This is a genomic window from Paraflavitalea sp. CAU 1676 (genome assembly GCF_029223285.1).
Taxonomy (GTDB): Bacteria; Bacteroidota; Bacteroidia; order Chitinophagales; family Chitinophagaceae; genus Paraflavitalea.
On the sequence record NZ_JARHUJ010000006.1, the window covers coordinates 510,538 to 523,353 of the forward strand.

Annotated in this window: 8 protein-coding genes; 3 read left to right on the top strand and 5 right to left on the bottom strand. The window is 50.4% G+C overall.

The features are described 5' to 3' along the window. The first annotated feature begins 90 nt into the window (after positions 1 to 90). Positions 91 to 3,000, top strand: a complete 2,910-nt coding sequence (locus P2H89_RS21870; protein WP_275830886.1) for a DEAD/DEAH box helicase — start codon at positions 91 to 93, stop codon at positions 2,998 to 3,000. A 552-nt stretch (positions 3,001 to 3,552) separates the two neighbouring features. On the opposite strand, the gene P2H89_RS21875 is transcribed toward P2H89_RS21870, so the two are convergent. The 5 genes from P2H89_RS21875 to P2H89_RS21895 form a co-directional block, all read right to left on the bottom strand. Next, complete coding sequence (locus P2H89_RS21875; protein ID WP_275830888.1) at positions 3,553 to 4,386, bottom strand: endonuclease/exonuclease/phosphatase family protein; 834 nt, start codon at positions 4,384 to 4,386, stop codon at positions 3,553 to 3,555. Between the two features lie 48 nt (positions 4,387 to 4,434). After that, positions 4,435 to 6,240: a RagB/SusD family nutrient uptake outer membrane protein gene (locus P2H89_RS21880; RefSeq protein ID WP_275830890.1), complete on the bottom strand. Its 1,806-nt coding sequence runs from the start codon at positions 6,238 to 6,240 to the stop codon at positions 4,435 to 4,437. A gap of 109 nt (positions 6,241 to 6,349) precedes the next feature. Then, positions 6,350 to 9,610, bottom strand: a complete 3,261-nt coding sequence (locus tag P2H89_RS21885; RefSeq protein WP_275830892.1) for a TonB-dependent receptor — start codon at positions 9,608 to 9,610, stop codon at positions 6,350 to 6,352. Between the two features lie 81 nt (positions 9,611 to 9,691). Further along, positions 9,692 to 10,720, bottom strand: coding sequence for a FecR domain-containing protein (locus P2H89_RS21890; RefSeq protein WP_275830894.1), 1,029 nt, complete (start codon positions 10,718 to 10,720; stop codon positions 9,692 to 9,694). A gap of 152 nt (positions 10,721 to 10,872) precedes the next feature. Then, positions 10,873 to 11,436: a sigma-70 family RNA polymerase sigma factor gene (locus tag P2H89_RS21895; RefSeq protein WP_275830896.1), complete on the bottom strand. Its 564-nt coding sequence runs from the start codon at positions 11,434 to 11,436 to the stop codon at positions 10,873 to 10,875. A gap of 196 nt (positions 11,437 to 11,632) precedes the next feature. Between P2H89_RS21895 and P2H89_RS21900 the strand changes: the two genes are divergently transcribed. After that, complete coding sequence (locus P2H89_RS21900) at positions 11,633 to 12,229, top strand: TetR/AcrR family transcriptional regulator (RefSeq protein WP_275830898.1); 597 nt, start codon at positions 11,633 to 11,635, stop codon at positions 12,227 to 12,229. Positions 12,230 to 12,289: 60 nt separating this feature from the next. Next, positions 12,290 to 12,775, top strand: coding sequence for an acyl-CoA thioesterase (locus tag P2H89_RS21905; protein WP_275830900.1), 486 nt, complete (start codon positions 12,290 to 12,292; stop codon positions 12,773 to 12,775). Positions 12,776 to 12,816: the final 41 nt, after the last annotated feature.

The window sequence follows — 12,816 nt, forward strand, 5'->3', positions numbered from 1 at the left end:
GTATTTTCACGAGCCGCCCCTTTTCCCACTGGCCAATGTGCATAATACAGCCTTGTGCTTCCAGAAAGTTTTCATCAAATTGCGCCGGATATGGAGAATCAAAAACCGGCGCAGAAGACGATCATCATTACGGAAACACAGAAAAAGCCCCTGGAAATTACCGGATTGCTGCTCAACCTCGATCCCCGCAAACAACACGGGTTCTACATTGAAGCGGTAGTGGTGAAAGATCCCAAACAACCGCAAGGCATCTCCAAACAGCCCCTGCTGGAAAAGGTATCGGTAAAGGGATTGAAGCCCACGCCCTATGTTTTACAGGGTATCCTGAAACAACTTACCGGTATCTCCGCCAAAAACGAGCAGGAGCGCCTGCAAATGCGCTACCGCGAAGACAATATCACCACGCCCGATCCCGATACCTGGGTACGTCATAAGATGTATGCCTATTTCTACAATGCCCTCCAGGCGGTGAAGCCCTTTGCTTCCGTGATGAAATGGTATTACGAAACCACCGACGAACAACTAAGTACCATGCGCGTGGTAAAGCCAGCCAGCATCAGCAATTACAGTCCGGTGGTGAGTATCCAGCTGGTGCGCACCCCGGCCGAAACCCTGCGCATGCTGGTGCATGTTAATATCAACGAGAACCTGTTCCCGCTGTCCGACTTCAAACGGCACGGATTCCTGCTGCGCAATAAGAACGAATTCTTTCTCATGAAGCCCGAGGATGCCATCCTCACCGAGCGCTATCCCGAAGGCTTCTACGACGTGCCCGCCGAAAGCGAGCAGAAATTCCTTCAACATTTTGTGCCCCAGCTCGAACAACATTATGCGGTAGACCGTACCATGCTGCAACAGCTCGAGACTATTGAAGTAACGCCGCAGTGCCGAATTCACCTGAGCGAACTCAATGGCAGCTTCCTCATGATCCGCACCCGCTGGCAATACGGCGAGTTTGAGCTCGACAATGCCACCGCAACAGAAGAAGAGATCAATACGCCCAATGGCCGGTACAAGATCATCAAGGACAAAACCACCGAAAAAGAGACACACGACTTTATTCAGGCCCAGCATAAAAAGTTCAGTCAGCAAAACAACGGCTATTTCTACCTGCCTTTTGCCGACGCCGAAAAGAGCCAGTGGTTCGTGAAGTTCTACCGCAAGCTCAATGACCGTAACATTCCCGTGTACGGTATGGAATCCATGGAGCACTTCCGGTACAATGCCAATCGGCCAGTGATCCAGTTCACCCAAAAGGGAAAAAGCATCGACTGGTTCGATCTTACCGTTCATATTTCCTACGGCGATCAAACTATTACCCTGCTCGAACTGCAAAAAGCCATTCAAAATAAACAGCCTTTCCTGCTGCTGAAAGACGGTACGCTGGGAGAGATCCCCGAAGAGTGGCAACAACAATTCGGCCTGCTGTTGCAAATGGGAGAGATCGATAAGGACAAACTTCGCCTTTCCAAATTGCACTGGACGCTTACCGAAGACCTGGCAAAGAACGGACAACTTATCGTAGCCGATAAAATGGAGACCAGCCGCCAGAAATGGGAACGGCTGCAACTAGCGCCCCAGGCTTTTGCAGTGCCTGGCGCCATTCGTGCTACCCTGCGCGACTACCAGCAGGCTGGCTTCGCCTGGTTCTGTATGCTCGATGAAATGCAATGGGGAGGCTGCCTCGCCGATGATATGGGTCTCGGTAAAACCCTGCAAACGATCTCCTTCCTGCAATACGCGCACAACAAATATCCCGGCGAAACGCACCTCGTTATTTGTCCCACCTCGCTCATGTACAACTGGGAAAATGAGTTGAAGAAGTTTGCGCCCGAATTGAAATACTTTATCTACCACGGCACCGAAAGAAAAACGGCCGATTGGAAGAACTACGATATCATCATCAGCAGTTATGGCAGTGTACGCAACGATATCGATGTCATGAAAGCATTCACTTTTGGTTATATCGTGCTCGATGAAAGCCAGGTGATCAAGAACCCATCCTCGCAGGTAACCATCGCCATGACGCAGCTGCAAAGCCGCAACCGCCTCATCCTGAGTGGTACGCCCATTCAAAACAATACTTTCGATCTCTATGCGCAGATGCAGTTCGCCAACCCCGGATTGCTCGGCAGTCACAACTTCTTCAAATCGAACTTTGCGGTACCGGTGGATAAGTATGGAGACGCGGAGAAAACCAAACAGCTGCGCAAGTTGATCTATCCGTTCCTGCTGCGCCGTACCAAGGAGCAGGTGGCAAAAGACCTGCCGCCCAAAACAGAGATCACCCTTTGGTGTGAGATGGGCGAAGAGCAACGCCGCGTTTACGACGAACTCAAAAACTATTACCGCGATAACCTGCTCGACCGCATACAAAAGGAAGGCATGGGCAGCAATACCATTCTGGTGCTGGAAGGCCTTACCCGCCTGCGCCAGGTTTGTAACTCACCCAAATTGCTCAACGGCGGACAGAATGATCATACCGACGAGTCGGTGAAGCTGGAAGAACTGCTGCGGGAGATCGAGAACAATACCGGCCGCCACAAAGCCCTGGTGTTCTCACAATTCACAGGCATGTTGCAGTTGATCGCCAACGCGATGAAGGAACGCAATATTCCCTTCCTTTACCTCGATGGGTCTACCAAGGCCAGCGATCGCCAGCTGTTGGTGGAGGAATTCCAGTCCAACGAAAACATGCCCGTATTCCTTATCAGCCTCAAAGCGGGTGGAGTGGGATTAACCCTCACGGCTGCCGATTATGTATACCTGGTTGATCCCTGGTGGAACCCGGCTGCCGAGCAGCAGGCCATCGACCGTTCTCACAGGATCGGTCAGCAAAACAAAGTGTTTGCCTATAAAATGATCTGTAAGGATTCGGTGGAAGAAAAGATACTCGCCCTACAACAACGCAAAAAGGCGCTGGCCGAAGAACTAATTACCGAAGATACCGGCTTCGTGAAGAATATGACCGCCGAAGATGTAGACTTCCTGTTTAGTTAACGAAAAAATGCCACACAGCCGGTTTGTTTGAAAGTGAAAGATCAACAAGCTCTATTAACGCAATCCGCGTCCACACTTGGCTTTACCGTTAGCAGCCTGAAAGGGAGTGATAAAACGGTTGCAGGATGTAGCAACAAGCATTGTAATGATGGCAACAGCGAGGATTGACTTTTTCATAACGTCCAGAATTAATTTTTGAACAAGGGTTTAAAGAGTCAGTGTTCCAGAATTGTGTAAGGTGTTTGATAAAACGGTGCCAATTTTTGCCGCGCACCCCGCCGGGCGTGTAATAGGCTGAAGCAGTTTAAGTTCTGATGCCCGTTTTGACAATCCTCAAATGCCAGCTTTCCCGAATTATTTCCCCGCATTGGAAATGGCTGGGAAAATGCCATCGAAAACCGGGCGAAGCTGGTTACCTCAATCGGTCATTCCAGGCAATTAGCAGCAGCGGCCAGCGACTTCTATCAACCAAAAGGCGGGTAATCCATCGATTACCCGCCCATTAGCGCTATAAACTTAAGGACCGCCGGTCGGAACCCGGTGACCTCTCTTTTACTTCAGTGTCACATCAGCCACCACCGGAAAGTGATCCGAAGGGAATTTACCATAATAACTGTCGGTAAGGATACCCCAGCGTTTTACGGAGAACTGTTTGGTCACGAAGATGTGGTCGATGATAGAAGTACTACTTGGTGTTTTGAAGCTGTTGAACGAACCATTGTTCGCATAAGGCTTCGCCACCAGGCGATACGTATCGGACAGTGTACCGGAATTCGCAATCAGCTGATACCATTGGCTGTTGTGATCGCCGTTGAAATCGCCCGTCAACAATACAGGCGCAGTACCCGCGATGGTCTTGATCTTTTCGAGGATCAGCTTGCTGCTCTCCTGTCTTGCCTTTACACCCTGGTGGTCGTAATGCACATTGAATACATAAAACTTCTTCTTGCTCTTCACGTCCTGCAACTGTACATACGAACAGATGCGGTTGAGGCGGGCATCCCAACCGGGGCCTACTTTCTCGGGTGTTTCCGACAACCAGAAATCTCCTTTACCGAGCAGTTTGTATTTAGCCGTTTTGTAGAAGATGGCAGAATGCTCTCCTTTCGCCTGACCGTCATCGCGGCCCTGTCCATACCAGGCATAACCGGGCAGGTTGGCTGCCAGCGTATCGATCTGGTGTCTTAAACCTTCCTGAGTACCAAAGATGTCGAAGTCGTGAAACTGGATGAGGGCGCTTACGATCGGGTAGCGGCTCGTCCATAAATTGCCGCTATCGCCTTTGTTATCATAACGCAGGTTGTAAGAGGCAATCCGGATATCCTGTGCGTTGGCGGCGGCAACGAACAGCAGCAAGGCAATGAAAATACTTTTGATCTGTTTCATAGTCGTAATTAATATTGAATAACCAGTGCGCAACTTAAGCAAGCGCGGTTAATTTTTCCATAATTTATTTTGCTCCAACTTAGGGTTCATCTGCAGGTCAGCTTCCGGAATAGGATAGAGGTAGTGCTTTTCTTCCCAGCCCCTTTCTACATTGGTGAGCCAGGTAAGCTCGCCAAAGGTATCGTTCGAAAGGCGTTGAGGATTTTTGGTACCTCCGGTGAGTGTTTCGGCCACATTGATATAAGTAACACCGGCAATGGTGGTGGCGGGTTTCACTTTGTAGAAGAGTACATCCATTTTACCGTCGCCATTGAGGTCCATAGGAACATCGAGGGCAGGCACGTAAAATCCTTTCCAGGCAACATTCATCAACTCGCCATGGTGCCAGCGCACGATATCATAAAAGCGAAGACCTTCCAGCGATAGCTCGATGCCACGCTCGCGGCGGAGTTCGAGCAATACAGGTTTGCCAGCCAGTTCGGGGTAATAGTTCGCTACCAGATAAGGATCATCTGTAGTGGGCAACGCATCGGCTGCTGCGGCTGTTATACCTGCTCTTTTGCGCAATGCCCCTACGGTCTTCACCCAATCATCGGCGGTAAGGGTTCCCATTTCTGCTTTTGCTTCAGCATAGTTCAACAACACTTCTGCCAGGCGGATATACGAGATCGAGTTGTCGTTGCGGCTGCCACCATCATAATAAGTATCGTCGAGACACCACTTGATGGGCTGGTAGCCGGTGTATGTATAAGAGAATACCGGAGGCGCGGCTTCTACCTTGCCACCGTTCACGCGGGTGTAATCGCCCATGCGGATGCTTTGCTGCAAGCGCAGGTCCCTTCCTTTTACCTCATCCACAAAAAGCATGGTCTTGTAGTTGGGGTTGTCGGTAAATCGGCTGCCATCGATGTTGAGATACGTGTTGACGAACGTGCGGGTGAAGCTAACACGGGCGCCGTAGGTAGCACTGGTCCACCACCAGTTGGCATCGTTGAATACGCTCAAGGCAGGGTCTACAACTGATGCAAGAATGATCTCAGCAGATACAGGCGCTTTGCTGGTGAACAGCTGGCGATACCCTTTCGAGGGGCCGTCGCCGGTGAACAGGGAGTAACCGCCGTCTTTCATCACTTTTGCGGCTGCAGTCTCTGCTTCACTCAACCAGGTGTTGGCGGTGCTGCTGAGGCCCTGCGCCAGGCCGCCGGGATAATCATGGTATTTGCGGAATGTGCCTTCGAACAGGCAGATGCGTGACTTGAGGGCCAGGGCCACATAGCGGTTTACGAGACTGCGCGTTTTGTCGTCGGTGGTGCGCAGATTGGCTACTGCAAAATTGATATCGACGAGAACGGAATCCATCACTTTCGCACGGGCGTCGCGACTGTTGAAGAGGGCGGGGTCATCAACTGTCATGGTTTTGGTGATCCAGGGGACATCGCCAAAGCGTTTTACTTTGTCGAAATAGAACATAGCGCGGAAGAAACGGGCCAGTCCCAGGTAATGGTTCTTTACTTCGGGCGTCACTTTGGGGCTGTTGCAATTCTCGATAAAGTAATTGATGTTGCGCAGGGTTCTCCAATCCCAGCCGCTGCTTTGGCGGGAGGTGAACCCACTGCCCTTGCGATAAAAGTCGGGCGCCTGCGTGCGGGCACCATAGTCGCTCATTTCATCACTGCGGATAATGGCGTTCGCATCGGGCAGGATATCATAAAAAGAATAAGCATAGGTTTCAAGGCCTTTTTCGCTGCTGAATATGGCCTCTTTGGTTGCGGTGGCTTCAGGCACCTGGTCGAGCTTGCTGCAACCAGCGAGCATACTGCCCGATATCAATACCCATATTAATTTTTGTCGCATATAAAGAAGAATATCGTGTTAATCATTCAGGTTTCAAGTCTATTTAGAACTGTTCCCGGTCGATGCCGTTGGCCTTGTGAGCGCCTGTTGGCGGCAACCGGTTTTGTCTTTACAGTGTTACCGACAATCCGAAGGTGATGCTCTTCAACATGGGGTAGTTGTTGCCATTACCATTGGTGCCGTTGGTGAGCACGCGATCAGAACCACCGGTGTTTTCAGGATCGATGTCTTTGGTGATCTTGTAGATCGGAGACCATGACCACAGGTTCTCTCCGGATACGAATACCCGTGCATTGCTCATCTTCAGTTTGCTGATGAGTTGCTGAGGCAGCGTATAACCCAGCTGCAAATTCTTAAGACGGATATAAGCGATGTTCTGGAGATACTTGGTTTGTATGGTGTTCAACTCCGCACCGCCGCTCTGGGCTGAATAACCGCGCAGGCGGGGGAAATAGGTGTTGGGGTTGGCTTCGGACCAGATCTGGTCAACCATCGATTTGGGCACGCGGTTATAAGGCCTGTTGTAAGGACCCCAGAAATAGTCCGCTTCTGCACCGGGCCACCAGTCTTGCTTGCCTACACCCTGGAAGAAAGCGCCCAGGAAGAATCCGTTCCAGTCGAGATCGAGGTTAACGCTGTAGCTATAGCGCGGTGTAGAGTTACCGATCACCTTCATATCGCCGGGGCTGCTCACCTTGTTGTCGCCATTGTTGATCACATTGTCGCCATTGAGATCAAGGAACTTGATATCACCGATCATGGTTTGGCCCGTGGTAGAAGCCTTGTACAACTTCTGCTTGCTGGCTTCGCCAATATTGTCTTTCGTAAAGAAACCATCGGTTACAAAACCCCAGATCTCGCCCAGCTTCATGCCTTCGTAATAAGTGTCGGCCAGTTTTTTATCGGGGTTGTTGAATTTGGTCACTTCGGCCTGGTAGTCGGAGAGCGCTACACGCACCGAATAGCTCAAAGGCGAGCGGGCTGTTTTGATCTGGTCTTTCCAGGTCACAGACAACTCCCAGCCCTTGGTTTGGAGATCGGCATAGTTGCCTTTGGGCACGTCGGTACCAAACACAGCGGGTAAGGGCATACCCTGGGTGAACATGTCGGTGGTTTTGCGGATATAGTAGTCGCCGGTCAGTGTCAGCCTGTTCGATAAAAGGGCCATATCCAATCCAATATCCTGCGTGGTAGAAGTTTCCCAGGTGAGGCCATCGGGTAGTACACCGGGTTGGCTGGTACGTTGCGGACGGATGCCACCCAATACACGGCCAGATTGAGAAATACCAAACTGTTCCTGGAATGAATAGGAAGAAATGTTACCATTACCCAGTGAACCATACGAAGCGCGCACTTTGAGGTCGGAGATCACGGAGCGATCCACGTTCCAGAAATTCTCGTTCGATACTCGCCAGCCGGCACTTACCGAGGGGAAGAACGCATAACGTTCGTTGGAGGGAAACTTCGATGATCCATCGTAGCGGCCATTTACCTCCAGCAGATAGCGATCGTTGAAGGAGTAGTTAAGACGGAAGAAGCCACCCGCAATGGTCCAGCGGTCCCAGCCGCCACCGGTTACAATCGACTGACCGAGCGCCAGGTTGATATCCTGCGCGTCTTCATTGATCAGTACATTACGTTGTGTTTGCAGTCTTTTGTAAGTCGATTGCTCGTAGTTGAAACCGGCCATCGCTTTGAAGTAGTGGCCACCGTTGAATTTCTGTTCCAGCTCGCCATATACATTCGTAGCAATGTATTGGGTTTCCTGGTAAGTATCCTGGAGGTCGTTCGTGTTGGTACCTACATATTCGATCACACCGGGAATGCGGCTGTATGGAACAGGTACGCGGATCTGCTTTTGGTTATTGTCGGTATTCTGGATCGTGAAATCGCCTTTGATGCGCAGCTTGTTCTTGATCACTTCGGCGAGAAAACCCGAGGTGTTGCGGATGATGCGGCGATCCATATCGATTCCATTCTTACCGTACCAGAAGTCGCCGACTGTATAGGCAGCTGAATAGCTCAGCGTTCCATCGGGGTTGAACATGGGCGCCATGTTGTGACCTTCATCGGCGATATTGCGCCAGATGCCGCCACCCTCTCCTACGTTCAGCGGGTTGTGGTAAAGGGAGTTCGAGAAATCGGTATTGTTGTCGATGCGCAACCAGGGATACAACTGGATAGATCCTTTAGCGCGTACGTTGTACATGCGGTAGTCGTCGCTGTTATAGCGGAAAATGCCATCCTGGCCGAAGTAACGGGCCGTCAGCATAAAGCTCGATTTGCCGGTGCTGCCAGAGAAGGAAACGTTGTGTTCCATAGCATTGTGTGTTTTCTTATAGAGCTCCTTGAACCAGTCGGTGCTTTCATAATAAACATATTCGCCGGCTCCATTCACTTCTACTTTGGGTAAGCTGGGGTCTTTTGACCTTTTCTCCAGTTCGGCGAGATAGGCCTGTGAAAACTTCACGGTCTTATTGACGTTCTGCGGTGTTTGGGAATAATCGTTCCAGGCAGTCCAGGCCTCGTTGAAGATCTTGGCAAACTGGTAGCCATCAGTCACGAGATCAGGCACACGGATCGGCTGCTTGATGGAATAGTTGGCAGAATAGGTAATGCTGGTTTTATCTTTTGAAGGGTTTTTGGTGGTGATCAGCACTACACCGAACACGCCTCTTGCACCGTAGATGGCTGCGGATGCCGCGTCTTTCAGTACCGATACCGTCGCTACGTCGGCCGGGTTGAGTAGACTGGGGTCGCCTTCTACCCCATCGATCAGCACGAGCGCGTTACCACCCTGGCCGATGGAGGTGTTACCGCGAATGTTGAAAGCGGCAGCCTGGATGGGTTTACCATCACCTGGTCTGATGTTCAGGTTGGCTATGGCGCCCTGCAGTCCCTGGTTGATATTGGGCAAGGAGCGGTTATTGAACACCTCGCCGCTCACCTGGTCAACGGCGCCGGTAAGGTTGAGTCGTTTTTGTGTACCATAACCTACCACGACTACATCGTTCATGCTGCTGGCGGCGGGATCGAGTTTTACCGACAGCGTGATCATTTCCCCTTGCTTATACTGATAACCTTCCAATACTTTCTTCTCATAACCAACAAATGAAAAGGTGAAGGAGAAAGCGCCGCCATCGGGGAGCGTGGCGAAGGTGAATACGCCATCTGCACCCGTTTGCGTGGAGCTCGAGTACTTGCTGTCTTTTTGCTGTACCTGAACGGTTACAGAAGGTAGGGGTGTTCCTTTTTCATCTTTGATAATGCCTTTTACGGCAGGCTGTTTCTCCTGCGAAAAGCTTTGGTGCGCCAGCAGCAGCCATAGCAGATAGCCGACCAGCTTTGCACATTGGTGAAAATGTTTCATGATATGTATGGTTTTGTGAGAATGCGCATTATTATCCCATATACCCGTGAGGTACAGGGATGCTCATAAATGCCGAATCGTTTATTGCTCGCTCAACCGGTAAACAGTTCCATCATAGGAAACTGTGATGTTGTTCAATCCGGCAATCGTGCTGAACACATCTTCCAGACTTTGCTGCTTTGAAAAGTTGCCCGTGAATCTTCTTCCTGTCAGGTTGATGGTTTCGGGATCGATAATGACCTTATATGCCTGGGCAATTTTTTTTAATACTGCGGGTAATGGAGTATTCGCAAAACGGATTTCTGTTTTACTCTCTGTAATAGTACTATCGATAGGATCAGGTATGATGGTCTTTGAAATTGCGTGCATAACGGGAATAATTCTGCGAAACGTGTTGCTGCCCTGCAAAAAAGCGCAGGATTGACCTGGCTTGAGGTAAACAGTTTTGCCAGGCAGCAGCAATGGCTTCAGCGCTACTTTTCCTTCCAGCAGCTTTACCGTGGAGCGTTTGCTGCTATCATAGGCGCTAATGCGAAAGGTAGTGCCCAATGCGGTGGTGGAAAACCCTTTTGCATACACGGTAAAGGGACGTGCTTTGTCTTTCGCTACTTTGAACAATGCTTTACCGCGAAGGGTAATATCCCTTTTGTTATTATCAAATGGCTGGTTGCAAATGATCTCGCTGCGTGCATACAGGGTTACCACCGAACCGTCGTCGAGTGTATAGGACACTTTATGCCTCGTATCGTTGCGGAATGTTGTTGCCGGGTTGACATAAACAGGAGCGGGCTTATTGGTAGCTGCAGTTTCCTGCATGGCCGGCTTCTTCCACGGGTACACAACCACGACAAAGGCTGCTACGGCGGCAGCTGCTGCCACCCTGATCCAGGGCCTTGACAAGATAGAACGGACCTTGGGTTGATTGGCGGCTTGTATGTTGGTAAATAACCGATTGCTATCCGCTTTATCCATGGGGTGGGTAGCCGTAAAGGTTTCCCATTCCTCATCAGGCAACCATTGGTCCAGTGCTTCCGGATGCTGCAACAGGTATTGCTGAACGCCGGCAGCCTCTTCGGCTGTGCATTTATTTTCGAGAAAGCGATTCATCATTGCTGGCGTTACCTGCATAAGGCAATTAGCTTGTACTATGTAATACGTTCCGTGTATTCCTTTGCACCCACGGTAACTTGAATTATTTTTTTGGAGATGATACTTGTCTCGTCGCAGCCCATCGGGCTGGTGGTTTTCTAGCGACAGCATTTCTACAGTCCGTCGCGGCCAGCCATCAGCAAGATCACCAGCGGAATGTATTCGTGCATCTTTCTGATCTCCCGCACCGCCCGGTTAATCTGGTTCTCCACGGTTTTTTTGGAGATGGAGAGACTATCAGCTATTTCTTTGTTGGATAATCCTTCGAGGCGAAAGCTGATGATGCGGCGGCGCATGGGCGATAAATGAGCCAGGCTGTCGAGCAAGGCCGATAATTGGCGGTCTTCTGCAGGTGGCGGCGAAGCTTCTTCGGCTATTTCGTGATAGGCGAGCGATTGCATGGACACCGTGCGGGTTTGTGCATGGCTGCGCAATATGTCTATGAGGCTTGTTTTGGCGATGCGGAATATTTGCCAGGATATCTGCAGGGTATCGTTGAGCCTGCTGCGATACCGCCAGAGTTTGATGAAGGTGAGCTGAACCAGCTCCTCGCTGATATCTACCGATTTCGTCTTGTGCAGGAAATACGCGTAGAGTTTTTCATGAAACAAATCATAAGCTTGCCGGAAGGCGAGGTCATCACCATTCCGGATGCTAGTTATCAGTGCCCTGTCCATTAGCTCCAATTGATTCGTTGGCAAGTTAGTTAGGATATAAAGTTAGCCGGATTAAGTGATTGTTAAGTCCATACCTGCGAAAACGGTTGAGTGCACGCCAGTAGCCGGTTTGCGGCTATTCGGCCAGGTGACCAGAGCGGGTTCCGGGGCAGAAAATATTTGGCTAAAAGGACCGATCGGTCTATTTTTGTTCTCCATGGCCACCAAAGCAGAAAGGACGAAAGAATACATTATTGAAAAGGCAGCTCCGCTTTTCAATAAGAAAGGATATGCGGGCACTTCCATGAACGATATCATGGAAGCGACCGGCCTGGCAAAAGGTGGGCTGTATGGTAACTTCAAGAATAAAGACGAGATAGCTGCTGCGGCCTTCAGCTATTCGTACCAGCGCCTGAAAGAGGATCTTGGCTCCAGGGTGGGACCGAAGAAAACGGCCACCGAGAAATTGCATGCCATTTTACAGTATTACAGGAACTATACGATCAACCCGCCCATCGAAGGGGGCTGCCCGTTGATGAATACAGGCCTGGATGCCGACGACAGTTATCCTTTTCTCAAAAAGAAGGCGAAGGAAGCCCTGCTCGAAATGCTCCATACCCTGCAACGGATCATCAAAAAAGGGGTAGACAATGGAGAGTTCAGGTCCGATCTCGACATTCGCCGGGAAGCAGAGATCTTCTATGCGCAGATTGAAGGAGCTATCATGATGGCAAAGGTGTCGGACGAAGTATCGCTGCTCAACCGCATGCTCGACAACCTGAAGGAGCGTATGAAAGAAGTATATAGGGTGTAACCCTTTTTTTTGTCGTATAAAAGACCGATTGGTCTAATTTAATAAACAATAACCTTTTGTATGGAACTTCAAAGCAGTTACAAAGTCCGGTTCAATGATTGTGATCCGCTTGGCCACCTCAACAATGCCCGGTATATCGATTACCTGCTCAATGCACGGGAAGATCACCTGGCGCAATACTACCATATCAGCCTGCCCCAGTTTCACCGGCAGGGCCTGGCCTGGGTAGTCAAAACCCACGAGATCCAGTATTTGCGGCCCGCTTATTACAATGAAAAAGTAACGATCGTGTCACGCTTGCTGGAGGTTACCGATACCTACCTGTTGGTAGAAATGGTGATGTACGATGAGAAGATGCAATCGCCCAAGGCGGTGTTGTGGACCAACTTCACCTGCGTGGATCCACAAACGGGTAAGCGGAAAAGCCATACGCCCGAATTTATGGAACTCGTGAAGACGATGGATGTTCACCCGGAAGATGCTATGGGCGGATTGGCCGAGCGCGTGCGTACGTTGCAAACGCTTGCCAAAGCCAATGCGGCCTGAGATGGGATTGGCACGGGAAAGATTCGTACGAAGGTGGAGAC